This is a genomic window from Stenotrophomonas sp. FW305-C-20-S1 (genome assembly GCF_058783335.1).
In genome coordinates, this window is the sequence record NZ_JBYTEK010000011.1 from 85,904 (window position 1) to 109,911 (window position 24,008).

The window sequence follows — 24,008 nt, forward strand, 5'->3', positions numbered from 1 at the left end:
GCGATGGGCTGGGCGGCCTACCATCGAGGGACCGGTGCATGGGGTGTACCGGCCGTCGCGATGTCCATGATGTCTGTCGCACCAGAGAAGGTGGGGAGCCTTCCCGAATGATGAGCGCGCCCACTCCGATGGGATCGCCGGGCCGTGACCCGGCCCAGCTCCAGCTTGCCCGGGACATCGTCCTGCCGGCCTTGTGCCAGGCCTTTGGCGCGGCACTGGCCCGCTTCGACGATGCCCTGTTCGACCGTGCCGGCAATGCCGGCTCGTCGCAGTTGCTGTTCCTGGACGCGATGCGCGAACTGCGCCGCCGCCGTGAAGAGATCGCCGGTGCTTTTGCCGCCCATCTCGGCCATGCCTGGGCCGGCCTGGCGGCGGGCGAGCCCGTCTCTGCCGAGCTGACCCTGGCCGGGCAGGCCCAGGATGGCCTGAGCCTGGTGCCGGAACATGTACTGGAATCGCGGTTGGCGGTGCGCAACTTCGCCACCGTGCTGCTGCGCGACTTCAAGCCGGTGCTGGCGCGGCTCGACCGCCGCCTGGGCTGGCTGGGCGGCGGTATCGAACTCGACGCCGACCGCAACCCGATCAGCCCCGAGCATCTGGGCGTGGCCATCCACGAAGCCTTTGCCGGCTGTGAGCTGGCCCCGGAAGTACACCTGGTGCTGATCAAGCTGTGCGAGCGCGACCTGCGCGCGCCGGTGGGTCGCATCTACGAGAAGCTGGACGAGCACCTGGCCGCGGCCGGGGTGATGTCGCAGATGGGTGCGCCGCGCCGACCACTGGCGCCGGCCCCGGCGCAGCACGTTCCGCATGGCCTGGATGATCTGGTCGAGCAGCGCACGGCGCCGGGCGTTGACAACGAATTCAATGACGACGAACAGGCCGCACCGGCCTGGGCGCAGCGATTTGCCGCGCGCTGGTCGGAGCGTCGTGGCCACATGCAGCAGCATGCTGGTGGCGAGGAGAACCCGTCCGGTGAAGCCTATTCCGGCCAGCAGGGCATGCTGCTGGAAGCCCTGCACGAACTGCTGCAGCAGACCCGCCACGTGCGCGACGACGCAACCTCTGCGGCGCAGGTCGCGGTCGGCCAGCATCGCCCGTTGAGCCAGCGCGAAATGATGTCGGTGCTGTCGCTGCTGCAGGCCACGCCCAGTGCGACCCTGCGTGCGGCGATCGGCGAGGACGGCGAATCGTTGGCGCAGCGGCTGAAGAGCGAAGTGCTGTCCAGCGCTACCCGGCTGGGCGTCGACCCGGGCCAGACCCGGCTGGACGCGCAGGACGAGGATGCGATTGACCTGGTCGGCATGCTGTTCGACGTGATGCTCGATGAGCGCGAACTGGAAGGCCGCTCGCGTGAGCTGATCGGCCGCCTGGTGGTTCCGTTCGTGAAGGTGGCGATGCTGGACCGCCGCATGTTCGTGCAGAAGACCCATCCGGCGCGCAAGCTGCTCAACTCGCTGGCCGAAGCCTGCGAGGGCAACACCGGCGAAAGCCAGGCCGAACGCATGCTGATGGCCAAGGTGGAGGAGATCATCGAGCGGCTGGTCGCCGAGTTCAACGAGAACCTGGCGATCTTCCTGACCCTGGAAGAAGAATTCCGCGATTTCCTGGTACAGCACCGCCGTCGCGTGGAAATCGCCGAGCGGCGGGCCGCCGAGACCCAGCGCGGCCAGGAAAAACTGGAAATGGCCCGCACCCGTGCCGGCGCCGAACTGGATCGCCGCATCGGCGATGCCACCCTGCCGCCGGCCATCGCCGAGTTCCTGCGCCAGCCCTGGCAGCACCATCTGACCCTGGCGCTGCTGCGCGAGGGCGAGGAGGGTGCCTCGGTAGCCGAGGCGCTGACCCTGGCTGATGGCCTGCTTGAGGAAGTGGCCGAGGCCCGCCGGCAGATCGTCGGCAAGCCGTGGCTGCAGGCCTGGCAGCCGATGCTGGCCAAGGTGTTTGCCAGCGTCGGCGTGCATGGCGACGCAGCCACCGCAGCCATCGATGCGCTGCACGACACATTGCAGGGCATCGCCGAATCGCGACCGGAGCTGCAGCGCGCGTTGCCGGAGCTGCCGCAGGTGGTGCTGCCCGCGCCGCCGGCCCCGGAAACACCGGCAGTGGAACTGGGCGGTACCTTCAATACCGACGATTTCGACAATGCCGATGCCGACCGCTTCCGCCGGATGGAGATCGGCAACTGGCTGGACTTCGTCGACAAGGATGGCAAGGTGCAGGCGGGCAAACTGTCCTGGATCAGCCCGATTTCCTCGCGCCTGCTGTTCGTCAACCGGCGTGGCGTGCGCTTCTGCGTGGCCTCACCCGAAGAACTGGCGGTGATGGTGCGGCTGGGTCGCCTGCGTCCCCACATCGACGATGGCGCCTTCGACAGCGCCATGCAGGGCGTGCTCGACCGCCTCGACCCGGGTGGTGCGACGCTGCACTGAGCCACGTACGCCTGCTAGGATCGGACCCACTCACCGATCAGCGGGAATCTGCATGGCCGTGGCGTTGCTGGGGATCAAGGAGACCGCGCCGGGCGAACGACGCGTTGCGCTCACGCCGGAAACGGCGCGCAAGCTCGGTGCGCTGGGCATCACCGTGTGGTACCAGCCCGGTGCGGGCCAGGCCGCCGGTTTTACCGATGCCGCCTACGACGACGCAGGTGCCCGCGCCTTCGACGCCGCCCGTTGGGCCGAGATCGACATCCTGCTGTGCGTGCAGGCGCCACCGGCCGAGGTGCTGGCCCAGCTGAAGCCGGGCGCCAGTGTGGTCGGCCTGCTGACCCCGGCGGCCGACCCTGCGTTGGCCGCATTGGCCTCCGATGACCGCCTGCACCTGTTCCCGCTGCAGCAGTTGCCGCGCACCACGCGCGCACAGGCGATGGACGTACTCAGTTCGCAGGCCGGCATGGCCGGCTACAAGGCGGCATTGATTGCTGCCGAACGCGCGCCGCGCTTCTTCCCGATGCTGACCACGGCGGCCGGTACCGTGCGTCCAGCCAAGGTGCTGGTGATCGGCGCCGGTGTCGCCGGCCTGCAGGCCATTGCCACCTCACGCCGCCTGGGTGCGCAGGTGGAGGGCTTCGACGTGCGCCCGGAAACCCGCGAACAGATCCAGTCGCTTGGTGCGCGCTTCCTCGACCTGGGGGTGAGCGCGGTAGGCGAGGGCGGTTATGCGCGGGCGCTGACCGATGAAGAGCGTGGTGAACAGCAGCGCCGTCTTGGCGACCACCTGCGCAGCGTGGACGTGGTGATCTGCACTGCCGCGGTGCCGGGACGTCAGGCGCCGACGATCGTCACCGCCGCGATGGTCGAAGGCATGGCCGCCGGCAGCGTGATCGTCGATCTGGCCGCCGAGAGCGGTGGCAACTGCGCGTTGACCGAGCCCGGCCAATGCATCGAGCACCAGGGCGTGACCATCGATGGCCCGCTGGGCCTGGCCAGCCGGGGTGCCACCCAGGCCAGCGAGATGTATGCGCGCAACCTGATGAACTTCGTCGCCCTGTTCGTGCGCGATGGCCAGCTGGGCTTCGACTGGGAAGACGAACTGCTGGCGAAAACGCGCTGGCAGGCGTAAGCCGGTAGCGCCGGGCCATGCCCGGCGGGTGCAGCGACATCCGGTGAACCCGCGGGCATGGCCCGGCGGTCCGCCTTCGATGGCGGGTTACCGCGGCTTCGCCGGCGGCGGGTTGTCCCGCACCCATTCCCTGCGTTCGTCTGCGGTCATCTGCGACCAGCGCTCGCGCATGGCATCGCGCTGGGCCGGGCTGAGGTCACGCATCTGGCCGAACAACGCCCGGGCCTGCTCGCGCTGTTCCGGGCTCATGTGTTCGAAGCGGCGCAGGCCGCGGCGGGCCTTGTCGCGTTCTTCCGGGCTCATCGACTGCCAGCGCTGGCCGTGCGACAGCATGCGCTGGCGCTGCGCGGGATCAGCGCCGTTCCAGCGGTCACGCAGCGGGGCCAACAGCGCTTCGCGCTGGGCCGGGCTCAGCTGTTCCCAGTTCGGCAGCGGCGCGGCAGCAGGTGCCGGCCGCGCGGCAGGCACCGGCGCGGTGGCCTGCGCCAGTGCCGATGCAGGGGGCAGCAGGGTCAGGGCGATCAGCAGGGGCAGGGAGGGGTATCGCAGCATGGTTCACTCCATCGCCAGGTCGTTGTCGCCCAGCCACAGGTACAGATCGGGATTCTCGTCGTACAGCACGCCATTGTCTTCTTCCGCAGCGACGATCGGCGTGCTGATCGGGCCCTGGTGATCGCCCGGGCCGACGAACTGGACGCCGATGCCCAGCGCGATCACCAGCGAACAGGCGCTGGCCAGCCACCAGCGCCAGCGACCGGCGTGCGCCGCACCGGCGTTGTGACGGGCACTGCGCAGGCGTGCCAGGGTGGCCGGCGACAGCGCCTGCAGCGACTGCGCGTGCAGGCTGCGCAGGGCGTCATCGGAAGGCAGGGGGCGGTTCACGGGTGCATCTCCAGTTGATTCTGCAGCGCCTGTCGGGCGCGCGCCAGATGGGTCTTTACCGCGCCTTCGCTGCAGCCCATGGCGCGGGCGGTGGTGGCCCCGTCCAGGTCCTGCAGCACGCGCAGGGTGAATGCCTCGCGCTGGCGGGCGGGCAGGTCGCGCAGTGCCTGCACCAGCTGCTGGTACTGCTGGCGCTGCTCGTGCGCCTGCGAAGGGTCCGGTGCGGGGTCGGCCCAGTCGATCTCGCCGCCATCGGCATCCTGGTTGTCGCGCCAGAACGGCAGGCGGAAGCGGCGGCGGCGCTGCAGGTCGATCACCCGCCGGCGCAGGATGCTCCAGAACAACGGCGCCCACTCGGCGGCCGGCTTGTCGGCGTAGTCCAGCATGCGCAGCAGCGCGTCCTGCACCGCATCCAGCGCGTCATCACGCTGGCGCAGGCCGGCCTCGGCGAAGCGGAAGGCGCGCGGCCCGACGCTGGCCAGGAACGCTTCCAGCGAGGCCGGAACGGCGTCGGCATCGGTGGTTGAGGGGACAGGGCTGCTCACCAGCACAGGGTACGGTTCCTCGGCAGGGGTCACCATCGACAACGCGTGAGCGCGGCCGTGGTTGACCGGGACGCGCGCAGGGTTCAGCCCATGGTTATGATGGGGCGACGAAGACAGAGCAGGAGCGTTGCCGGTGAGTGACGGGTTCGTGGCGCTGTACATCTTCATGCTGGCCGCCATTGCCGGCCACGTGATCATTTCCCGGGTCCCGGTGATCCTGCATACCCCGCTGATGTCGGGCTCCAACTTCATCCATGGCATCGTGCTGATCGGCGCGATGGTGGTGCTGGGGCACGCGCAGACGCCGTTGGAGAAGGTGCTGGGGTTCATTGCCGTGGTGCTCGGCGCCGGCAACGCAGCCGGTGGCTATGTGGTCACCGCGCGCATGCTGGAGATGTTCAAGCCGAGCGTGCGCAAGGCCGGCAACGCTGAACCGAAGGAGCCGCAGGCTTGAACATCAGCACCGTCGAACTGCTCGATTGGCTGGTCAAGGCCAGCTACCTGGTCGCCGCCACCCTGTTCCTGCTCGGCCTGCAGCGCATGGCCTCGCCGATGACCGCGAGCAGCGGTATCCGCTGGGCGGGGCTGGGCATGTTGCTGGCCACGGTGGCGACCTTCTTCCTGCCCGAACTGCACAACGTGCCGTTGATCCTGGTGGCACTGCTGCTGGGGGCCGGCCTGGCCTGGTGGTCGGCGGGCAAGGTCGCGGTCACCGACATGCCGCAGATGGTCGCGCTGTACAACGGCATGGGCGGCGGCTCGGCGGCCGCCATCGGTGCGGTGGAACTGCTGCGCTATGCCTTCCTGGCCAACCGCGATACCACCCACTGGAGTGCGCAGGCGCTGGCCGATCTGGCCGCGCGGCAGCCGTCCGGCACGGTGCTGGTGCTGGCGGTGGTGGGCGCGGCGATTGGTGCGGTGTCGCTGTCCGGCTCGGTGATCGCCTGGGCCAAACTCGATGGTCGCCTCGACAAGCGCGTGACCTGGCCGGGCCAGCAGGTGATGAACCTGCTGGTGGCGCTGGCCGTGGTGGTGCTGGGCATCATCGCCGCCAGCACGCTCAGCACCTGGGCCATTGTCGCCTTCTTCGTGCTGGCCCTGGCGCTGGGCGTGTTGATGACGTTGCCGATTGGTGGCGCCGACATGCCGGTGGTGATCTCGCTGTACAACGCGTTCACCGGCCTGGCGGTGTCGTTCGAAGGCTACGTGCTGGGCAACGAGGCGCTGATCATCGCCGGCATGATGGTCGGTGCGGCCGGCATCCTGCTGACCCGGTTGATGGCCAAGGCGATGAACCGGCCGATCCGCAACGTGCTGTTCTCCAACTTCGGTGGTGGCGCCGGTGGTGAGGCGCAGGCGATTTCCGGTTCGCAGAAGCCCATCGAAGCGGCCGACGTGGCGGCGATGATGGGCTTTGCCGAACGCGTGGTGATCGTGCCCGGCTATGGCATGGCCGTGGCCCAGGCCCAGCACAAGATCTGGGAGCTGGCGCAGCGGCTGATCACGCGCGGGGTGAAGGTCAAGTTCGCCATCCACCCGGTGGCCGGGCGCATGCCCGGGCACATGAACGTGCTGCTGGCCGAAGCGGGGGTGCCGTACGACCTGATCGCGGACATGGACGACATCAATCCCGAGTTCGCCACCACCGACGTGGTGCTGGTGATCGGCGCCAACGACGTGGTCAACCCGGTGGCGCGCACCGATCCGGCCAGTCCGATCTACGGCATGCCGGTACTGGACGTGGTCAACGCCCGCAACGTGGTGGTGATCAAGCGGGGCAAGGGCACCGGCTTTGCCGGTATCGAGAATGCGCTGTTCTATGCCGACAACACCCGCATGCTGTACGGCGACGGTGCCGAGGCGGCGGCGTCGCTGGTCAGCGAGCTGAAGGCGCTCGACGGCGGGCATTGATGCCATACCGGTAGCGCCGGGTCATGCCCGGCGAGCGCGCAGCGCGGCTGTTCCAACAATCCGCCGGGCATGGCCCGGCGCTACCCACGTCCGGCGCGCTCAGCGCGCCAGCCAGGCGCCTACGGCGACACCCACCGCCAGCCACAGCCACTCGACCACGCCATTGGCCAGGGTGATCAGCGTCCAGGCCAGGTGCGGGCCCATCCGCAGCGAGGCGTCCCAGGGGTTCAGGCCCATCGAGCCGCCCATCCAGGCACTGGCGATCGCCCAGTTCGAGATCGCGGCCACCAGCAGCGTGCCCAGCACGACCAGGGCGATGCGCAGCTTGCCGGGACCGAGCGTGCCCAGACGCAGCATGAACACCAGTTCCAGGGCGGTCAGTACCGCCATCCAGCCGACCGGACGGCCGGTGAACAGGGCGATCAGCATCCAGGCGAGGGGGGCGGTGGCCAGCGCCAGCAACAACATGAAGGGCCAGAGCCAGGTAACGGTCCTGGCGCGTGCGGCATTGGAGGACATCGAAGCTCCTGAAGGTCGCCAACAGGATACTGTGGTTTGCCGCAGTGCACCGGCGAGGGCGGGGCGCCTACGCTAGAATGACCGCTTGCGTGGCTTATGCCGCAGCCCCATATCGGTCCCCATGTATTCCCGTAGCAGCGAACCTGTCCACTTCGAACGCGATTGCGAGGCCGTGATGGTCCCGCAGGGCGACACCGTGACCTTGCCCGCCGGCAGCTATGGGTACATCACCCAGGCGCTGGGCGGCAGTTATTCGGTGTTCGTCGAGGGCAATCTGTTCCGCATCGCCGGCAAGGATGGCGATGCCATCGGCAAGGAGGCGCCGGCACCGCTGGAACTGCCCGACGATGCCAGCGACGAGCAGGTCGAGCAACTGGTCTGGCAGCAGCTGCGCACCTGTTTCGACCCGGAAATTCCGGTCAACATCGTCGAACTGGGCCTGGTCTACGAGGTGGAGATCAAGCACCTGGACGAAGGGCAGCGCGAGATCGACGTGAAGATGACCCTGACCGCGCCTGCGTGCGGCATGGGCGACATCCTGGTCGACGACGTGCGCAGCAAGCTTGAAATGATCCCGACGGTGGCCGAGGCCGACGTCGAGCTGGTCTTCGACCCGCCGTGGAACCAGCACATGATGTCCGAGGCCGCACGGCTCGAAACCGGCATGCTTTGACCCACGGCCCGCAGTGACGCGGGCCCGGCATTACCCGCAACCAGAACAGGAAATCTCCGGTGTCCCAGTCCATTCCCAGCTTCGCCGTCACCCGTTCGGACCACCCGCGCAGCGCTGAAGAGCGCGCCCAGATCCTGGAGAAGCCGGGCTTCGGCCTGCACTTCACCGACCACATGGTGGAAGTGCGCTGGGACAAGGATGCCGGCTGGCACAACGCCAGCGTGCGCGCCTACGGTCCGTTGCAGCTGGACCCGGCCGCGGCCGTGCTGCACTACGGCCAGGAGATCTTCGAAGGCATCAAGGCCTACCGCCATGCCGATGGTTCGATCTGGACCTTCCGCCCCGATGCCAACGGCCGTCGCCTGCAGCGTTCGGCGCAGCGCCTGGCGCTGCCGGAACTGCCGGTGGAGATCTTCGTCGAATCGCTGAAGCAGATGATCGCCGTCGACAGCGCCTGGGTGCCGTCGGCCGATGAGTCGAGCCTGTATTTCCGTCCGTTCATGATCGGCGATGAAGCGTTCCTTGGCGTGCGCGGCGCCCACAAGGCCGGCTACTACGTCATCGCCAGCCCGGCTGGCCCGTACTTCGCCAAGGGCGTCGCCCCGGTGTCGATCTGGCTGTCCACCGAGTACGCGCGTGCGGCCAAGGGCGGTACCGGTGCGGCCAAGTGCGGTGGCAACTACGCCGCGTCGCTGTTGCCGCAGCAGAAGGCGCAGGCACAGGGCTGCTCGCAGGTGCTGTTCCTGGACCCGGTCGAAGGCAAGTACCTGGAAGAACTGGGCGGCATGAACGTGTTCCTGGTCTACAAGGACGGCACCCTGGTCACGCCGGAACTGTCCGGCAGCATCCTCGAGGGCATCACCCGCGAGAGCATCCTGCAGCTGGCCCGCGACCGCGGCATGAAGGTCGAAGAGCGCAAGGTCACCATCGATGAGTGGAAGCAGGGTGTGACCTCCGGCGAGATCGCCGAAGTGTTCGCCTGCGGTACCGCTGCGGTGGTCACCCCGATCGGCCAGCTCAAGGGCGAAGGCTTCTCGGTGGGCGACATCAACGCGCCGGCTGGCGAAGTGACCATGTCACTGCGCAAGGAACTGACCGACATCCAGTACGGTCGCCTGCCGGACCGCCACGGCTGGCTGGTCAAGCTGGGCTGATCGCCCACGCGAACGCGTAGCGCCGGGCCATGCCCGGTGACTTTTCGGAAAGCCCGTCCCTGCGACGGGCTTTCTGCGTTTCAGGCGTACGTCCGCCGGGCATGGCCCGGCGCTACCAGGATCAACGGCTCCCGCCAGCGCGCAGCGATGCCCGGCGAATGTACGCGTACCACGGTAGCGTCGGGCCATGCCCGGCGGCTGTTCGCCGATGTCGGCAAAGACATGGTGGGACAGGACATTCCGCAGTCAGGTACGTGCAGCTGACGCGAAAGTTCCTTCACCTTCACAAACCCTCGACCCGGAAAGTCTCAGATCCAACATTTCATCTTGCTGAAAAGACGCTGAAAATCTTGTGGTGTCCGGTTTGAGCCACTAGCGTCATCAACACAGCGGATGGTCAGGGGAATCCGCTGGCTCGCCGGACCCGAACCTCGCCATCGCAAGCCAGCCCACGGTTCAGGCCGGTGCTTCTGCCGATTCCGGCATTCCTACCATTAGAAGGGAAATCCGATGTCCCAGGTAACGCAACCGCGTGTGCGTCGTGTGTGGGTGGTCCTTGGTGCGTCCGTCCTGTCATCGCTGCTGCTGGCCACGCCTGCGCTGGCCGGTGATGTCCAGCTCAGCGGCCTGCAGTCCGCGCCGACCCACCAGCGTTTCATCGTGAAGTACCGCGACGGCAGTGCGCCGGTGGCCAACACCACCGCGCTGGCCTCTTCGCTGAAGACGGCCGCTGCCGGCATCGCCAGCAGCCAGGGCCGCGCGCTGGGCCTGCAGCAGGTTCGCAGGCTTGCCGTCGGCTCCACCGTGGTCAGGACCGACCGTGCGCTGGACCAGGCCGAATCCGAGCTGCTGATGCGCAAGCTCGCCGCCGACCCGAACGTCGAATACGTCGAAGTCGACCAGATCATGCGCGCGACGCTGACCCCCAACGACACCCGTTTCAGCGAGCAATGGGGCTTCGGTACGTCCAACGCCTCGATCAACGTGCGTCCGGCCTGGGACAAGGCCACCGGTACCGGCGTGGTCGTCGCCGTGATCGATACCGGCATCACCAACCATGCCGACCTCAACGCCAACATCCTGCCCGGCTATGACTTCATCAGCGACGCGGCGATGGCGCGCGATGGTGGTGGCCGTGACAGCAATCCCAACGATGAGGGTGACTGGTACGGCGCCAACGAGTGCGGCTCGGGCATTCCGGCCTCCAACTCCAGCTGGCATGGCACCCACGTGGCCGGCACGGTCGCTGCGGTGACCAACAACAGCACCGGCGTGGCCGGTACCGCCTTCAACGCCAAGGTCGTGCCGGTGCGCGTGCTCGGCAAGTGCGGCGGCTACACCTCCGACATCGCCGACGCGATCGTCTGGGCCTCCGGTGGCACGGTCAGCGGTGTGCCGGCCAATGCCAATCCGGCCGAGGTCATCAACATGTCGCTGGGCGGCGGCGGCAGCTGCTCGACCACTTACCAGAACGCGATCAACGGCGCGGTCGGCCGCGGCACCACCGTGGTGGTCGCTGCCGGCAACAGCAACACCAACGTCTCCAGCGCGGTACCGGCGAACTGCCCGAACGTGATCGCCGTGGCGGCCACCACCTCGGCGGGTGCGCGTGCCAGCTTCTCCAACTACGGCACCGGCATCGACATCTCCGCACCGGGCCAGAGCATCCTGTCCACCCTCAACAGCGGCACCACCACCCCGGGCAGCGCCAGCTATGCGTCCTACAACGGCACCTCGATGGCGGCACCGCACGTGGCGGGCGTGGTTGCACTGATGCAGTCGGTGGCACCGAGCCCGCTCAGCCCGGCGCAGGTGGAGAGCATCATCAAGAGCACCGCGCGTCCGTTGCCGGGCGCGTGCTCGGGTGGTTGCGGCGCCGGCATCATCGACGCCGATGCCGCGGTGACTGCCGCGATCAACGGCACCACGCCCAACCCGGGTGGCACCGTGCTGCAGAACAACGTGCCGGTTACCGGCCTCGGCGCAGCCAGCGGCGCATCGCTCAGCTATACCGTCAACGTCCCGGCTGGCAGCACGCAGCTGCGCGTGGCGATCAGCGGCGGCAGCGGTGATGCCGACCTGTACCTGCGCCAGGGCAGTGCCCCGACCGACACCGTCTACACCTGCCGCCCGTACCTGAGCGGCAACAACGAGACCTGCACCGTCAACAGCCCCGCCGCCGGTACCTGGTACGTGCGGGTGAAGGCCTACAGCACCTTCTCGGGCGTGACCGTCAACGCCCAGTACTGAGCCCAAGCCCCTCTCCATGGGCACGCCCCGGCCTCGGCCGGGGTGTTTTTTTTGGGGGACGGCGAAGCGGAGAAAGCAATGTGCAGCAGTGCATTTGCATTTGCCCTTGCTCTGCCCTTCACCTTGCTGGCCGCGCGCGATGATCTGTCAGGAGGGGGTGATCACCCCCTCAACCCAGCAGCAACCAAAACGCTGAACCCATCCGCGCGACAGCGCGCCTTGAACCCTCAAACCGACTCGAACCGGTTCGCCGCCACGTTCTTGCGCACATGCTGCGGGTCGAAGATCCGGCCGTTCATCGCGATGAACACCCCCGCCGGCAGCGACTGCACCGCACCGATCGCACAGCCGATGTTGAACTCCGCATCCGAACCACGGAAACGCGCCGGGCTCAGCGCACCGGTCATCACGATGGTCTTGTCCGGGATCGTCGCCAGCACCTTGCCGGTCTGCACCATCGAATCGGTGCCGTGGGTCACCAGCACGTGGCGGGTGGGCTGCGCGGCGATCGTCGCGCGGATCAGCTCACGATCGTCGTCGTTGATGTGCAGCGAATCCTTGCGCAGGATCGGAATCACGTTGAAACGGAACGTGACCCCCAGTTCGCGCAGGATCATGCCGATCTGCGGGTCGCCGATCTGGTAGTCCGACTTGTCGTCGAAATAGATCTTGTCGATCGTGCCACCGGTGGTGACGACCAGGAGCTCTTCCATCATGTGCATGCGCGAAACCAAGGCAGGTACAGCGGCGCGGGGCCGGGAACGCAGATGATACGGCCCACCGGGCGCAGCGTCAGCGCCGCCGCCCGAAACGGGCGCGCAGGCCGGGCAGGCTGGCCGAAAAGATCACCAGCAGCGCCAGCACGATTTCGATCAGTGCCAGCCAGCGGGTCTCGGGATGGCTCCAGGCGCTCATCACGCCGTGGCTGAACCAGCCCAGGGCCAGCACCGCCGCCCAGAACCCGGCCTTGCGCCAGCCCAGCCGCAGGGCGATGGCCAGCGCCAGCGGCGGCGCAGTGAACACCAGCTGGGTGGCCAGCCAGTGCCTGTCGTTGATGAACCAGCCGGCAAACAGCGCCGCCAGCCCCATCAGGGCCAGCAGCAGCACGGTGCGCGGCGCGGTGCTCATCGCGCCAGCCGCTGCGCGATGTCGGCCACGCGCCGGCCCAGCGCCCGCGCCAGTACCGCCTCATCGTCGGTGGGTTGCGGGTCGTCGGCGGCGCCGGCCACGTGGCTGGCGCCATACGGCGTGCCGCCACTGGTGGTGTGGCTCAGCGCCGGCTCGGTGAACGGAATGCCGACGATCAGGCAGCCGTGGTGCAGCAGAGGTACCTGCATCGACAGCAGGGTCGACTCCTGGCCGCCATGCATCGACGCGGTGGACGTGAACACCCCGGCCGGCTTGCCGGCCAGCGTGCCGTTCACCCATTCGGCGCCGAGGCCGTCAAGGAAATGCTTGACCGGCGCGGCCATGTTGCCGAAACGGGTAGGGCTGCCCAGCAGCAGTCCCTGGCACTCCGCCAGGTCCTGCACGCTTACATAGGGCGCGCCATCGTCGGGTACCGGCGGCTGCGCGGTCTGGGTAACGGCAGCCACCGGCGGCACCGTGCGCAGCCGCGCTGCCATGCCCGGAACCTCGCCGATGCCCCGCGCGATCTGGCGCGCCAGCCGTGCCACCGAACCGCCGCGGCTGTAGTACAGCACCAGGATTTCGCCCATCGCGCCCAGCTCTCCTCATCGTGTGGACGCCAGTATGGCTATCCTGCACCGATTCCGCATCGGGTACCCTTGCGCCGATGGAACCTTTGGATACGCTCAATTTGTGGATGGAGCGCGCGCGGGATCGCGCACGCGCCGCCAGCTTCGGCCGCTTCCTGTGGCGCCGCTTCCTCGACGACCGCCTGTTCCAGGCCGCCGCCGCGCTGGCCTACACCACGGTGTTCGCGCTGGTGCCGTTGGCGATCGTGGTATTTGGCGTGCTCTCGGCCTTCCCGGTGTTCGATCGCTGGAGCGACCAGCTCAGCGACTACGTCTTCTCCAACTTCGTGCCCAATGCCGCGCGCGCTGCCGAAGGCTACCTGCGGCAGTTCTCGGCCAGCGCCGGCCAGCTCACTGCCGCCGGCTTCATTGCCCTGGTCATCTCGCTGCTGATCACCCTCAACAGTGTTGAAGAGACCTTCAACCAGATCTGGCGCGTCGGCAGCAGTCGGCCGCGGCTGACCCGCTTCCTGGTCTACTGGACGGTGCTGACCCTGGGCGCGATGCTCGCCGCTGCATCGCTGGCGGTGTCGGCGCGGGTGTTCGCGATGCCGTTGTTCGGCACGCAGGAGGGGCGCTGGCTGGCCGATCTCGCCTTGCGGCTGGCGCCGATCCTGATCGAATTCGTCTGCATCACCCTGATGTTCCGGGTGGTGCCACACCACACCGTGAAGTGGCGCCATGCGGTGCCGGGCGCGATTCTCGCCGCAGTGATCCTGGAGCTGGTGAAGTGGGGCATCGGCGCCTACCTGGGCAGCTTCCAGTCCTACCAGAAGCTGTATGGCACTGTGGCCTTCGTGCCGATCCTGCTGCTGTGGATCTACCTCTGCTGGGTGGCCGTGCTGCTGGGCGCGTCGTTGGCGTCGTCGATGGCGGCTTTCCGCTACCAACCGGTGGAACTGCGCCTGCCGCAGGGCTACGAGTTCTATGGCCTGCTGCGCCTGCTCGGGCGCTTCCAGCACGCACGCGCCAAGGGCAGGGGCCTGGCCGACGACGAGATCCTGCGGCTGGAACCGATGCTGACCGACTCGCTGCTGCAGGACCTGGCCTGCCACCTGGAGGGCATCGGCCTGCTGCGCCGCGATGAGCGCGGCGAGTGGCTGCTGGCCCGCGACCTGGACCAGGTCAGCCTGGGCGATCTGTACGAATGCACGCAGCTGCGCATTCCGGTGGCCGAACAACACCTGCCTTACCGCGATGACAGCCTCGGCCGGGCCGCCTTGGCCGCACTGGATGAACTGCGCCTGCCGCTGCGTGAACGCCTCAAGCGTCGCGTCAGCGACATCTACCCTGATTCTGGAGACACCCCATGACCTGCAAGACCCCGTTGCTGCTGGCTGCGCTGCTGGCCCTGGCCGCCTGCAAACCCGCGCAGGAGCCGACCCCGGCCAGCAGCCAGCCGCCGGCACAGGCACCGACCCCGGCCGCGCCGGCGCCTGTGGAGGACACGCCCGCCGAGCGCGTTACTGCCGAGTTCCCGACGCTGAAGATGAAGGCGGTCGATGGCAGCGATTACGACCTGGCCGCGCATCGTGGCAAGTGGGTGGTGGTGAATTTCTGGGCGACCTGGTGCGCGCCCTGCCGCAAGGAAATGCCCGAGCTGTCGGCGTTGCATGCCATGCGCAGCAACATCGAAGTGGTTGGCCTGGCCTACGAGGACATCGAGACGCCGGAGATGCAGGCGTTCCTGACCAAGCATCCGGTGACCTACCCGATCGTGGTCGTCGATCCGTTCGACCCGCCGGCCGACTTCGCCACCCCGCGTGGCCTGCCGCTGACCCATCTGATCGACCCGCAGGGCAAGCTGGCCCACAGCTTCCTGGGCCCGGTCACCGCGGCGGACATCGAAAAGCAGATTGCTGCTGCCAAATAAGGGGAGGGGCAGGGCTGCGCCCTGCACCCACCGAAGCGGTAGTGCCGGCCGCTGGCCGGCAACCTCGACAGCAACAGCAACAGCAACAGCAACAGCCGAAGCAACAGCAGAAGCAGGTTTCCTGTGGGGAGGCGGGGTGGGTCCGGTTGCGGGGGACGCCGTAAATACGTCCCTGTAGGCTCGGTCGCCGCATCCATGCGGCTCACGCCCCCGCAACCGGACCCACCGCGCCTTCGACAATTCTCCGCAAGCTGCGGGAATTACATGGCCTGCTCTTGGTGGGTGTCGAACTTGGTCGACACGTAGATCCACGCCATGCGTGGATGCTCTTCGTTCAATTGTCGAAATATTCGATTTCGATGGACATACATTCACGCATGGCGTGAATCCATCAGCCACCGGAAATCTGTCGAAGGTGGGGCGGTGTCGGATTGCGGGGTGTCAGCCGCATGGATGCGGCTGCCAAGCCTACAAGGACGTACTTGCGGCGTCCCCGCAGTCCGACACCGCCCCGCCATCCCACGCAATGCCGCTTTTGCTGTTGCTTTGGCTGTTGCCTGAAAGCAGCAGGTGCAGGGCGCAGCCCTGCCGACCCACCCTATTCTTCGACCGGAAAATCCTCGATCGGCTTCAGCACGTCGTAGTGCTCGCGATGCAGCTTGCCCTTCAGTTTCGGCAGCTCCGGCAAGGGCACATCCACCCGTGTGTCCGGCAGCCGGTCCAGCAGATTGCGGACCAGAGTCAGGCGACCCAGCCGCTGGTCGTTGAAATCCACCAGCGTCCACGGCGCACCGTCGCGATGGGTCGCGCGCAGCATCGCCTCGCGCGCTTCGGTGTACGCGCTGTACTTGCTGCGCGACTTCAGATCCACCGGCGACAGCTTCCACCCCTTCAACGGATCAAGATGGCGTTCGGCGAAACGCTTCTCCTGCTGCTCCTGGTCCACGCACAGCCAGTACTTGAACAGCAGGATGCCGTCATCCACCAGCAGTTGTTCGAACACCGGTGCCTGATGCAGGAACTGCTGGTACTCGGTCTCGCTGCAGTAGCCCATCACCCGTTCCACGCCCGCGCGGTTGTACCAGCTGCGGTCCATCAGCACGATCTCGCCGGCGGCCGGCAGATGCGTGGCGTAGCGCTGGAAATACCATTGCGTGGCTTCGCGGTCGGTGGGCTTGGGCAACGCCACCACCCTGCATTGGCGTGGGTTGAGGTGCTGGCTGATGGCCTGGATCGCACCGCCCTTGCCGGCGGTATCGCGTCCTTCGAACAGCACCAGCAGGCGTTGCCCGCTGTGCTGCACCCAGCGTGCCATCGCCGTCAGTTCCAGCTGCAGCGGCTGCAGCAGTTCGTCGTATTCCTTGCGCTTGAGCTTGGCCATCGTCATGCCACGCGGGAGGGAAGCTCGAGCGTAGCGCAGGGCGATGTCAGGGCGTGTCGAGGCCCTGCCAGCCCTGTTCGCGGGCCAGCTGCTGAAGCAGTGAGGACAGATCGCGCGCGAAGGCCGTCATGTCGAACAGGCCGCTGCGCTCGCGTGCCTGCGCCAGTTCGGCACGCAGGGCAGCCAGCGCGGCCGGGTCGTTGCCGAGTGCGCTGGCGGTGGCGACGAAGGCCGCATCGTCGGCGACGTTCATGTGCTCCAGCCCCAGATGATGGTTGAGGCTGCCGGCCACGCGCGCGGCGAAGGTAGCGCCGGGGCAGGTCAGCACCGGGCAGCCGGCCCACAGTGCATCCGATGCGGTGGTGTGCGCGTTGTACGGGTTGGTGTCCAGGAACAGGTCGGCCAGCTGATAGCGGGCCAGATACTGCGGATGCGGCAGCTTGGCCATGAACACCAGGCGCGCCGGATCCAGTCCTGCAGCCTTGGCGGCGGAACGCAGCCTTGCATCGGCCTGGCCGGGGCCGGACAGCAGCCACAGCACGCTGCCAGGTACTGCCTGCAGCACCGCGAACGCACGGCCCATGCTGCGCGGGTTGAGTTTGTAACTGTTGTTGAAGCAGCAGAACACCGTGCCCTGCGTGGGCAGCCCACACGCCGCACGGTCCGGCGCCGGTTCCAGCACGCGGGTGTTGTCGGAGGGCTGGAACGCGCGCGGCAGGCGCAGCACGCGTTCGCTGTAGTGCGGTTCCAGCGAGGACGGCAGCGCGAAGTCGTCAGCGATCACTGCATCCAGCCACGATGCACCGGAGGTGCCGGGGTAGGCCAGCCAGTTCAACTGCAGCGGGGCAGGGCGCATCGCCAGCACTTCCGGCGTGCCGCCACCGCCCCAGCCGCGCAGGTCCAGCAGCAGGTCGATGCCCTGTGCACGGATGCGCGCGGCCGTATCGGCGTGGCGCAATCCCACCACGTCATGCAGCCGGGTAGCGGCCTGCAGGCGTTGGCGGATGCGGCTGCCATCGTCCGCGTTGAGCGCGAACAGATGCAGTTGCAGGGCCGGGTCGCGGCTCATCTGCTCCAGCAGCGCCACCGTCAGCAATCCGGTGGGATGGGCGCCGAAGCCGTTGGAAAGCAAGCCCACGCGAAGTGGGCCTCGTTCGCGCAGCTTCGCCGGCGGCAGCGGCCGCACCGATGCCGCCACCGCAGCGGCGCGTGCACGCGCGCAGGCCAGCTGTTCGGCCGCGCTGGCGTCTTCGCTGAGAAACGCGAAGGGTTCCACTACGCCCTGGCCGGACACCAGTGCACCGCGCACCTGATCGGCCAGCGCATCCACGTCCTGCCAATCGCACAGGCGACGCTGCCAGGCGAGGCGCTGCGCGGCGATATACGGCTCATCGGGCATCAGTGCATGTGCGCGGCGATAGGCCGCTGATGCACCTTCGGCATCGTTGGCATCTTCCAGCGCGTGCCCCAGCCACAACGCGATGCCCGGGTGCTCCGGTGCCAGCGCCGAGGCCTGGCCCAGCAGCGTAGCGGCATCGGCATGCGCTCCTGCCATCCATGCCACCCGGCCGAGCCGGGCAAGCGCTTCAGGATGATTGGGCCGCAGCTGCAGCGCGCGTCGCGCAGCCTGCTCACCGGCCGCGATATCGCCGGCTTCCAGTTCCAGGTCGGCCAGCATCACCCAGGCGACGAAGTCGCCGGGCTGGCGCGTGATCGCCTGCTGCAGTTGCTGCCGCTGCTGCCAGGCCGACATGCTGGTCAGCCCGCCGAAAGCTGGGCCAGGGCGTCGACCTGGTGCTCGTGGCTCAATCGCTGCAGCAGCGGATCGAGATCGCCGGCCAGTACGTTGGGCAGGTCGTACAGGGTCAGCCCTTCCACGCGGTGGTCGGTGATCCGGCCCTGCGGGAAGTTGTAGGTACGGATGCGCTGGCTGCGGTCGCCGCTGCCGACCTGCAGGCGCCGAGATTCGGCTTGCGCTGCGTCGTGGCGCTGGCGCTCGGCATCGAGCAGCTGCGCCTTCAGGCGTTTCATCGCCTTGTCCCGGTTGGCGTGCTGGCTGCGTTCGGTCTGGCATTCCACCACCACGCCGCTGGGCACGTGGGTGATGCGGATCGCCGATTCGGTCTTGTTGACGTGCTGGCCACCGGCGCCGGAGGAGCGGTAGGTATCAATCCTCAGGTCCGCCGGGTTGATGACGATCTCATCGACTTCGTCGGCTTCCGGGATGATCGCCACGGTGGCCGCCGAGGTGTGGATGCGGCCCTGCGATTCGGTGGCCGGCACGCGCTGCACGCGGTGGGTGCCCGATTCGAATTTCAGGCGCGAGAACGCGCCCCGGCCGACCACGCGCGCCACCACTTCCTTGTAGCCGCCATGTTCGCCGGGGTTGTCCGATTCGATCTCGACCTTCCAGCCCTGTCGCTCGGCGTAGCGGGCATACATGCGGAACAGGTCGCCAGCGAAGATCGCCGCCTCGTCGCCGCCGGTGCCGGCGCGCACTTCCAGGAACAGGTTGCCTTCATCGCGCGGGTCGCGCGGCACCAGCAGCAGCGCCAGTTCCTGCTCCAGTTCCTGCAGGCGGGCCTGGGCGGCGGCGATCTCCTCGTCGGCCAGTTCGCGCAGGTCCGGATCGGTGCGCATGCTTTCGGCCGCGGCCAGGTCGGCCTTGGCACGCACTTCATCGGCCAGCGCGGTGGCGATCGGTTCGAGCTGGGAAAACTCACGCGAAAGATCGCGGAAGCGCGCGTTGTTGGCGACCACCTCCGGTTCGGCGAGCAGACGTTCCAGTTCTTCGCGGCGCTCGGCCAGCGCTTCCAACTTACGGCGCAGGGTCGGCGTCATCGGTTCTCACAGGTGGGTGGTGGTAACCCGGCGCAGCCGGGAACAGGCGCTCGGCGGCGCGGGTCAGGTCGGCGTCGCCGCTGAGCGCGGCCGCGCGCAGGGCGGCGGTCGGCGGGTGCAGCAGGCGGTTGGTCAATCCATGGGCAAGCAGTTCCAGCACTTCGTCGGCCGGCTTGCCGTTGGCCAGCTGCTGGCGCGCGCGCTCCAGCAGTTCGGCACGGGTGGCCTCGCCGAAGGCGCGCAGTTGCCGCAGCGGTGCCTGGTGGGCACTGGCCTGCAGGGTTTCGACGAAGCGCGAGACCTGCAGGTCGATGATCGTTTCCGCTTCGGCGGCCGCCTCGCGGCGGCTGCGGCGGTTGTCTTCCACCGCGCGCTCGAGGTCGTCCACGGTGTACAGGAACGCATCGTTGAGACTGGCAACGTCGGCTTCGATGTCGCGCGGCACGGCCAGGTCGAACAGCAGCATCGGTTTGTGCCGGCGTGCGCGCAGGGCATTGGCCACCGCGGCACGGTGGATCACCGGTTCACGTGCAGCGGTGGCCGAGAACACCACATCGGCCTCGGCCAGGTGGCGCTCCAGTTCGGTCAGCGGCAGCGCCACACCGCCGTGCCGGCTGGCCAGTTCCTGCGCATGGGCGAGGGTGCGGTTGGCGATCAGCAGCCGCCGCACCTTGCCTTCGCTGAGGTGGCGTGCGGCCAGTTCGATGGTCTCGCCGGCGCCGACCAGCAGCACGGTGGAATCGTCAAGGCGTGCAAATGCATTCTGCGCCAGGCGCACCGCTGCCGAGGCCACCGATACCGGGTTGGCACCGACCTGGGTATCGGTACGCGCGCGCTTGGCCACCGAGAACGTCTGCTGGAACAGGCGGTCCAGGCGTTGGCCGAGCAGGCCGTGGTCGCGCGCGGTCGACCAGGCGTCCTTCACCTGGCCCAGGATCTGCGGCTCACCCAGCACCATTGAATCCAGCCCCGTCGCCACCCGGAACAGGTGGCGCACCGCATCGGCATCGGCGTGCTGGTACAGGTAGCCCTGCAGGTCGCCGGCCTGGCTCTGCAGCCACTGGTCCAGCGCCTGCGCGGACTCGGCCACGGCATACAGCTCGGTGCGGTTGCAGGTGGACAGCAGCACCGCCTCGGCGATCTGCGGGGTATCGCGCAGCGAACCGAGCGCGCGCGGCAACGCGTCACCGGCGAAGGCTGCGCGTTCGCGCAGTTCCACCGGTGCGGTCTGGTGATTCAGTCCGAGCACCCACAGGGTCATTGTTCAGTTGCTTGCGATAAGCTGCTGGCCATTGGACGACATTTTAAGGCCCCGATGCCGACGATGCCCGCATTGATTCGCATCCCCAGTGTTCTGCTGCTGTCTCTGGCCTGTGCGCAGGCCCTGGCGGCGGTGCCCGCCAAGGCGCCTGCACGGCCTGCGGTGACTGAGGAACTGGCGCTGGAGCCGGTGCTGGCCGGCGAGTTCGCCCTGCAGGCCGGCAAGCTGGCCGAGGCCGCGCGCTGGTACCTGCAGGCGGCCCAGCAGACCGACGGCGACGCCGGCCTGGCCGAGCGGGCGACCCGTATCGCCATGTTGGCCAACGAAGATGGCGCCGCGGCCAAGGGCCTGGCCCTGTGGCAGCAGCGTGCGCCGCGCTCATTGGCGATGCGCAGCGCAGCCGGTGCGCTGGCGATGCGCCAGGGCGATGTGAAGGCTGCGCGCAGCGAGCTTCAGGCCTTGTTGCAGGACCCGGGGGATGAGGGCTGGAAGTTCGCCCTGGGCGCCTTGATCGGCGGTGGCCGCGATCCGGCCGTGCCGGCCCAGGTACTGGGTGAGCTGGTCGATGCCAACGCCATTCCCCAGAAGATCGAGGCCTGGCAGGAGTTTGGACGCCTTGCGCTGCGCATGGAGAAGCCCGAGCTGGCACGGCGCATGATCGATGAGGTGGTCAAGCGCTTCCCCGAGGAGCCACGCGTGGCGTTGCTGCGCGCCAGCCAGCTGCAGCAGGCCGGCCAGACCGACCAGGCGCTGTCGCTGCTGCATGGGGTGGAGCCGAAGACCCGTCAGGACCCGGATCTGCGCAACGCGGTGGCCATCGCCTATGACAGCCTCGGCCAGCCGGCAGCGGCCGAGCGCGTGCTGGCGGTCGGTCCCCAGGATGTGCAGACGTGGGGCATGCGCGCTTCGCTGCTGGCCAAGCAGGGCGACAAGGCCGCGCTGTCCAATCTGTACAACGAACTGTCTCGGCAGGCGGCCAAGCCGGACCCGGCGCAGCGCCTGTTGCTGGGCAAGATCGCCGAGTACCTCAAGCGCTACCCGGAGGCGGTCAACTGGTATCACAGCGTTCCTGGCGGCGATGAGCTGAATGAAGCGCGCCTGCGCGCGGCCAATGCGCAGGGTCTGGCGGGCCGGCAGTCGCTGGCGCTGGATGAAGTGCATGCCATCCAGTCCGATGCCAGCGTGGATGACGATGTGCGGCGCGATGCGTATCTGCTGGAAGCCGAGCTGCGCCAGCGCGCCGACGACCTTCCCGGCGAGATCGACGCACTGGCCCGTGGCCTGGCCGCGTATCCGGACGAAAACGGCCTGTTGTATGCCCGTGCGCTGGCCTGGGAGCGCCGCGATGACATCGCCCGTGCCGAGGCCGACCTGCGCAAGATCCTGGTGACCGAGCCGGAGAACGTGCCGGCATTGAACGCACTGGGCTATACCCTGGCCGACCGTACTGGCCGTTACCAGGAAGCGCTCGAACTGATCGACCGCGCGCGCGTGGCCGAACCGGACAACGCCGCCATCGTCGACAGTTATGGCTGGGTGCTGTATCGGCTGGGGCGCAACGCCGACGCGCTGGTACAGCTGCGCCGCGCCTGGACGCTGGCCAAGGACCCGGAAATCGCCGCCCACGTAGGCGAGGTGCTGTGGGTGCTGGGCAAGCACGATGAAGCCCGTCACTTCTTCGAGGAAGCGGCCAGGCTCGACCCTGAAAACCGCGCGCTGCTGCGCGCCCGCGAGAAATTCAATCCATGAGCGTTTCCACGATCCGGCCGTTGCTGCTGGTGGCCGTGACCCTGGCCCTGAGTGCCTGTACCACCGTTGGCCGGCAGAAAACGCCGGCGCCGGCCGTGGTCACCACCGTTTCCGCCGAAGCGACCGCCGCCGAGGCCGCACGCGTGGACGCGCTGCGATCGGCGTCGGAGTGGAATTTCCAGGGCCGGGTGGCGGTCAGCAAGGGCAAGGATGGTGGCAGCGGCCGCATCGACTGGAAACAGGAAGGCCAACGCTATGTCGTCGAACTGAGCGCGCCGGTCACCCGCCAGAGCTGGAAGTTGAGCGGTGATAGCCATCATGAAGCCGGCCGTCTGGAAGGACTGGCCGGTGGTCCGCGAGACGGTGAAGACGCGCAGGCCCTGTTGCTGGAAGCCACCGGCTGGGACATCCCGGTCAACCAGCTGCCGGACTGGGTACGCGGCCTGGTCGCCGGCGACAGCGCTGGGCCGGAAAAGATCGAGCGTGATGCCGATGGCCGTCCGCGGCGCATGCAGCAGATGGGCTGGGTGATCCAGTATCTGGACTGGTATCCGGCCGAAGCCGGGCGTCCGGCCCTGCCGCGCAGGGTCGAGGCGGTCAATGGTGACGCCAAGGTGCGCCTGCTGGTCGACCAGTGGGGGCAGGGCGCGCCATGAACGCGCGGGTGGATGACGCGGGCTGGTCCTGGTGGCCGGCCCCGGCCAAGTTGAACCTGTTCCTGCATATCACCGGCCGCCGTGCCGACGGCTACCACGAGCTGCAGACCGTGTTCCGCCTGCTCGACTGGGGCGACCGGATCGGCCTGCACCTGCGTGAAGACGGCCAGGTGCGGCGGCAGGGCGATGGCCTGGCCGGTGTCGCGGAGGCGGATGATCTGGCGGTTCGCGCAGCGCGGTTGCTCAAAGAGGTGGCGAATGTCGAGAAAGGTGTCGATATCGTCGTCGAAAAGCACGTTCCTGCGGGCGGCGGTTTCGGCGGTGGTTCGTCCGATGCGGCCACCGTGCTGGTGGTGCTGAACCGGCTCTGGGGCGCGGGGCTGGACGAAAATACGCTGGCGGCGCTGGGCTTGCGCCTCGGCGCCGATGTGCCGGTGTTCGTGCGTGGCCACAACGCCTGGGCCGAGGGGGTGGGCGAGCGGCTGCGGCCGATCACCCTGCGGCAGGCCTGGTATGTGGTGGTCGAACCGGGCGTTCATGTGCCGACCCCGCTGCTGTTCGCAGATCCGGATTTGACGCGCGACAGTCCACAGGCGAAAATAGAGGACTTCGCTTCCGGCTTGCTGGTCGGGAACGTGTTCGAACCGGTGCTGCGCCGCCGTGAGCCTGCCGTCGAGGCGGTGCTTGCTGCGTTGAGCGACATCGGCACGGCACGACTGACCGGTTCGGGAAGTGGTTGTTTCGTCGAGTTCGATTCGCAGGCTGCCGCCGAGCAGGGACGAGCGAAGTTGTCGAAGGAGTTGCGGGCAAGGGTGGCTGCGGGCGTTGCACGTTCGCCACTGCTGGATGCACTCGAGCAACACTGATTCATCAATGCAGGGGCGTCGCCAAGAGGCCCAAGGCACCAGGTTTTGATCCTGGCATTCGGAGGTTCGAATCCTCCCGCCCCTGCCAATGCGGCTGCGTCCGCGCCTTCCAGCGCATCACCTGCGCGG

Annotated in this window: 23 protein-coding genes and 1 tRNA gene; 13 read left to right on the forward strand and 11 right to left on the reverse strand. The window is 68.0% G+C overall.

What is annotated here, in order from left to right; translation table 11 throughout:
- The first annotated feature begins 107 nt into the window (after window positions 1-107).
- Window positions 108-2,429, forward strand: a complete 2,322-nt coding sequence (gene pacR / locus AC3WTC_RS08235) for a PacR family protein (protein WP_032977479.1) — start codon at window positions 108-110, stop codon at window positions 2,427-2,429.
- Between the two features lie 52 nt (window positions 2,430-2,481).
- On the forward strand, window positions 2,482-3,561 hold the full coding sequence (locus AC3WTC_RS08240; RefSeq protein ID WP_279208899.1) for an NAD(P) transhydrogenase subunit alpha: 1,080 nt from the start codon (window positions 2,482-2,484) through the stop codon (window positions 3,559-3,561).
- A gap of 87 nt (window positions 3,562-3,648) precedes the next feature.
- Here AC3WTC_RS08240 and AC3WTC_RS08245 read toward each other — a convergent pair whose 3' ends face one another.
- The 3 genes from AC3WTC_RS08245 to AC3WTC_RS08255 are packed head-to-tail and all read right to left on the reverse strand — an operon-like array spanning window position 3,649 to window position 5,024.
- Window positions 3,649-4,113 (reverse strand): DUF3106 domain-containing protein, encoded by a 465-nt coding sequence (locus AC3WTC_RS08245; protein WP_492711270.1) that lies wholly within the window; start codon window positions 4,111-4,113, stop codon window positions 3,649-3,651.
- A gap of 3 nt (window positions 4,114-4,116) precedes the next feature.
- Complete coding sequence (locus AC3WTC_RS08250) at window positions 4,117-4,443, reverse strand: hypothetical protein (RefSeq protein WP_059066081.1); 327 nt, start codon at window positions 4,441-4,443, stop codon at window positions 4,117-4,119.
- The gene (locus tag AC3WTC_RS08255) at window positions 4,440-5,024 is read right to left on the reverse strand and encodes an RNA polymerase sigma factor (RefSeq protein ID WP_080149966.1); all 585 of its coding nucleotides are present in this window, start codon (window positions 5,022-5,024) and stop codon (window positions 4,440-4,442) included. The genes AC3WTC_RS08250 and AC3WTC_RS08255 overlap by 4 nt, the downstream gene beginning before the upstream one ends.
- 97 nt (window positions 5,025-5,121) lie before the next feature.
- Here AC3WTC_RS08255 and AC3WTC_RS08260 point away from each other — a divergent pair, with 97 nt between their 5' ends.
- Window positions 5,122-5,442: an NAD(P) transhydrogenase subunit alpha part 2 gene (locus tag AC3WTC_RS08260; RefSeq protein WP_492711271.1), complete on the forward strand. Its 321-nt coding sequence runs from the start codon at window positions 5,122-5,124 to the stop codon at window positions 5,440-5,442.
- Window positions 5,439-6,899 (forward strand): NAD(P)(+) transhydrogenase (Re/Si-specific) subunit beta, encoded by a 1,461-nt coding sequence (locus AC3WTC_RS08265; protein ID WP_025877971.1) that lies wholly within the window; start codon window positions 5,439-5,441, stop codon window positions 6,897-6,899. Before AC3WTC_RS08260 ends, AC3WTC_RS08265 begins: the two co-directional genes overlap by 4 nt.
- A 99-nt stretch (window positions 6,900-6,998) precedes the next feature.
- Here the strand turns inward: AC3WTC_RS08265 and AC3WTC_RS08270 are convergent, their stop codons facing one another.
- Entirely contained in the window at window positions 6,999-7,418 is a 420-nt protein-coding gene (locus AC3WTC_RS08270; protein WP_025877973.1) for a hypothetical protein, read from the reverse strand.
- Between the two features lie 121 nt (window positions 7,419-7,539).
- On the opposite strand from AC3WTC_RS08270, the gene sufT reads away from it, so the two are divergent.
- The 3 genes from sufT (at window position 7,540) to AC3WTC_RS08285 (ending at window position 11,495) form a co-directional block, all read left to right on the forward strand.
- Complete coding sequence (sufT, locus tag AC3WTC_RS08275) at window positions 7,540-8,091, forward strand: putative Fe-S cluster assembly protein SufT (RefSeq protein ID WP_025877975.1); 552 nt, start codon at window positions 7,540-7,542, stop codon at window positions 8,089-8,091.
- A 59-nt stretch (window positions 8,092-8,150) separates the two neighbouring features.
- On the forward strand, window positions 8,151-9,245 hold the full coding sequence (locus AC3WTC_RS08280) for a branched-chain amino acid aminotransferase (protein WP_117309605.1): 1,095 nt from the start codon (window positions 8,151-8,153) through the stop codon (window positions 9,243-9,245).
- A 510-nt stretch (window positions 9,246-9,755) separates the two neighbouring features.
- Window positions 9,756-11,495: a S8 family peptidase gene (locus AC3WTC_RS08285; protein WP_025877979.1), complete on the forward strand. Its 1,740-nt coding sequence runs from the start codon at window positions 9,756-9,758 to the stop codon at window positions 11,493-11,495.
- A gap of 227 nt (window positions 11,496-11,722) precedes the next feature.
- Here AC3WTC_RS08285 and AC3WTC_RS08290 read toward each other — a convergent pair whose 3' ends face one another.
- The 3 genes from AC3WTC_RS08290 to wrbA all read right to left on the reverse strand — a co-directional run bounded on the left by AC3WTC_RS08290 (window position 11,723) and on the right by wrbA (window position 13,213).
- Window positions 11,723-12,208, reverse strand: a complete 486-nt coding sequence (locus AC3WTC_RS08290; RefSeq protein ID WP_033830416.1) for an asparaginase domain-containing protein — start codon at window positions 12,206-12,208, stop codon at window positions 11,723-11,725.
- Between the two features lie 79 nt (window positions 12,209-12,287).
- Complete coding sequence (locus tag AC3WTC_RS08295; RefSeq protein ID WP_025879136.1) at window positions 12,288-12,623, reverse strand: DUF2069 domain-containing protein; 336 nt, start codon at window positions 12,621-12,623, stop codon at window positions 12,288-12,290.
- Window positions 12,620-13,213, reverse strand: coding sequence for an NAD(P)H:quinone oxidoreductase (gene wrbA / locus AC3WTC_RS08300; RefSeq protein WP_025879137.1), 594 nt, complete (start codon window positions 13,211-13,213; stop codon window positions 12,620-12,622). The genes AC3WTC_RS08295 and wrbA overlap by 4 nt, the downstream gene beginning before the upstream one ends.
- 77 nt (window positions 13,214-13,290) lie before the next feature.
- Between wrbA and AC3WTC_RS08305 the strand changes: the two genes are divergently transcribed.
- Entirely contained in the window at window positions 13,291-14,565 is a 1,275-nt protein-coding gene (locus tag AC3WTC_RS08305; RefSeq protein ID WP_025879138.1) for a YihY family inner membrane protein, read from the forward strand.
- Entirely contained in the window at window positions 14,562-15,125 is a 564-nt protein-coding gene (locus AC3WTC_RS08310; protein ID WP_080149965.1) for a TlpA family protein disulfide reductase, read from the forward strand. Before AC3WTC_RS08305 ends, AC3WTC_RS08310 begins: the two co-directional genes overlap by 4 nt.
- A gap of 598 nt (window positions 15,126-15,723) precedes the next feature.
- On the opposite strand, the gene ppk2 is transcribed toward AC3WTC_RS08310, so the two are convergent.
- The 4 genes from ppk2 to hemA are packed head-to-tail and all read right to left on the reverse strand — an operon-like array spanning window position 15,724 to window position 20,608.
- Window positions 15,724-16,506 carry a polyphosphate kinase 2 gene (ppk2, locus tag AC3WTC_RS08315; protein WP_093818980.1) on the reverse strand — a complete coding sequence of 261 codons (783 nt, stop codon included), beginning with the start codon at window positions 16,504-16,506 and terminating at the stop codon, window positions 15,724-15,726.
- A gap of 46 nt (window positions 16,507-16,552) precedes the next feature.
- On the reverse strand, window positions 16,553-18,259 hold the full coding sequence (locus AC3WTC_RS08320; RefSeq protein WP_492711272.1) for an O-linked N-acetylglucosamine transferase, SPINDLY family protein: 1,707 nt from the start codon (window positions 18,257-18,259) through the stop codon (window positions 16,553-16,555).
- 5 nt (window positions 18,260-18,264) lie between these two features.
- Window positions 18,265-19,347: a peptide chain release factor 1 gene (prfA, locus tag AC3WTC_RS08325; protein ID WP_025879142.1), complete on the reverse strand. Its 1,083-nt coding sequence runs from the start codon at window positions 19,345-19,347 to the stop codon at window positions 18,265-18,267.
- Window positions 19,325-20,608 (reverse strand): glutamyl-tRNA reductase, encoded by a 1,284-nt coding sequence (gene hemA / locus AC3WTC_RS08330; RefSeq protein ID WP_025879143.1) that lies wholly within the window; start codon window positions 20,606-20,608, stop codon window positions 19,325-19,327. The genes prfA and hemA overlap by 23 nt, the downstream gene beginning before the upstream one ends.
- A 63-nt stretch (window positions 20,609-20,671) precedes the next feature.
- On the opposite strand from hemA, the gene AC3WTC_RS08335 reads away from it, so the two are divergent.
- From AC3WTC_RS08335 to AC3WTC_RS08350, 4 genes are all read left to right on the forward strand, one after another.
- A complete protein-coding gene (locus tag AC3WTC_RS08335; protein WP_025879144.1) occupies window positions 20,672-22,357 on the forward strand; it encodes a tetratricopeptide repeat protein in 1,686 nt (561 codons plus the stop codon).
- Complete coding sequence (gene lolB, locus AC3WTC_RS08340; RefSeq protein WP_025879145.1) at window positions 22,354-23,013, forward strand: lipoprotein insertase outer membrane protein LolB; 660 nt, start codon at window positions 22,354-22,356, stop codon at window positions 23,011-23,013. The genes AC3WTC_RS08335 and lolB overlap by 4 nt, the downstream gene beginning before the upstream one ends.
- Window positions 23,010-23,879 (forward strand): 4-(cytidine 5'-diphospho)-2-C-methyl-D-erythritol kinase, encoded by an 870-nt coding sequence (gene ispE / locus AC3WTC_RS08345; RefSeq protein WP_492711273.1) that lies wholly within the window; start codon window positions 23,010-23,012, stop codon window positions 23,877-23,879. Before lolB ends, ispE begins: the two co-directional genes overlap by 4 nt.
- An 11-nt stretch (window positions 23,880-23,890) precedes the next feature.
- Window positions 23,891-23,967, forward strand: a tRNA-Gln gene (locus AC3WTC_RS08350).
- Window positions 23,968-24,008 lie beyond the last annotated feature (41 nt).

Bases quoted from the DNA above. Each gene is read 5' to 3' on its own strand.
- lolB (WP_025879145.1), top strand. From the start codon at position 22,354: ATGAGCGTTTCCACGATCCGGCCGTTGCTGCTGGTGGCCGTGACCCTG.
- sufT (WP_025877975.1), top strand. From the start codon at position 7,540: ATGTATTCCCGTAGCAGCGAACCTGTCCACTTCGAACGCGATTGCGAG.
- AC3WTC_RS08255 (WP_080149966.1), bottom strand. From the start codon at position 5,024: ATGGTGACCCCTGCCGAGGAACCGTACCCTGTGCTGGTGAGCAGCCCT.
- AC3WTC_RS08305 (WP_025879138.1), top strand. From the start codon at position 13,291: ATGGAACCTTTGGATACGCTCAATTTGTGGATGGAGCGCGCGCGGGAT.
- AC3WTC_RS08335 (WP_025879144.1), top strand. From the start codon at position 20,672: ATGCCCGCATTGATTCGCATCCCCAGTGTTCTGCTGCTGTCTCTGGCC.
- AC3WTC_RS08285 (WP_025877979.1), top strand. From the start codon at position 9,756: ATGTCCCAGGTAACGCAACCGCGTGTGCGTCGTGTGTGGGTGGTCCTT.
- ppk2 (WP_093818980.1), bottom strand. From the start codon at position 16,506: ATGGCCAAGCTCAAGCGCAAGGAATACGACGAACTGCTGCAGCCGCTG.
- AC3WTC_RS08270 (WP_025877973.1), bottom strand. From the start codon at position 7,418: ATGTCCTCCAATGCCGCACGCGCCAGGACCGTTACCTGGCTCTGGCCC.
- AC3WTC_RS08295 (WP_025879136.1), bottom strand. From the start codon at position 12,623: ATGAGCACCGCGCCGCGCACCGTGCTGCTGCTGGCCCTGATGGGGCTG.
- prfA (WP_025879142.1), bottom strand. From the start codon at position 19,347: ATGACGCCGACCCTGCGCCGTAAGTTGGAAGCGCTGGCCGAGCGCCGC.
- AC3WTC_RS08290 (WP_033830416.1), bottom strand. From the start codon at position 12,208: ATGGAAGAGCTCCTGGTCGTCACCACCGGTGGCACGATCGACAAGATC.
- pacR (WP_032977479.1), top strand. From the start codon at position 108: ATGATGAGCGCGCCCACTCCGATGGGATCGCCGGGCCGTGACCCGGCC.
- hemA (WP_025879143.1), bottom strand. From the start codon at position 20,608: ATGACCCTGTGGGTGCTCGGACTGAATCACCAGACCGCACCGGTGGAA.
- wrbA (WP_025879137.1), bottom strand. From the start codon at position 13,213: ATGGGCGAAATCCTGGTGCTGTACTACAGCCGCGGCGGTTCGGTGGCA.
- AC3WTC_RS08245 (WP_492711270.1), bottom strand. From the start codon at position 4,113: ATGCTGCGATACCCCTCCCTGCCCCTGCTGATCGCCCTGACCCTGCTG.
- AC3WTC_RS08320 (WP_492711272.1), bottom strand. From the start codon at position 18,259: ATGTCGGCCTGGCAGCAGCGGCAGCAACTGCAGCAGGCGATCACGCGC.
- AC3WTC_RS08240 (WP_279208899.1), top strand. From the start codon at position 2,482: ATGGCCGTGGCGTTGCTGGGGATCAAGGAGACCGCGCCGGGCGAACGA.
- ispE (WP_492711273.1), top strand. From the start codon at position 23,010: ATGAACGCGCGGGTGGATGACGCGGGCTGGTCCTGGTGGCCGGCCCCG.
- AC3WTC_RS08310 (WP_080149965.1), top strand. From the start codon at position 14,562: ATGACCTGCAAGACCCCGTTGCTGCTGGCTGCGCTGCTGGCCCTGGCC.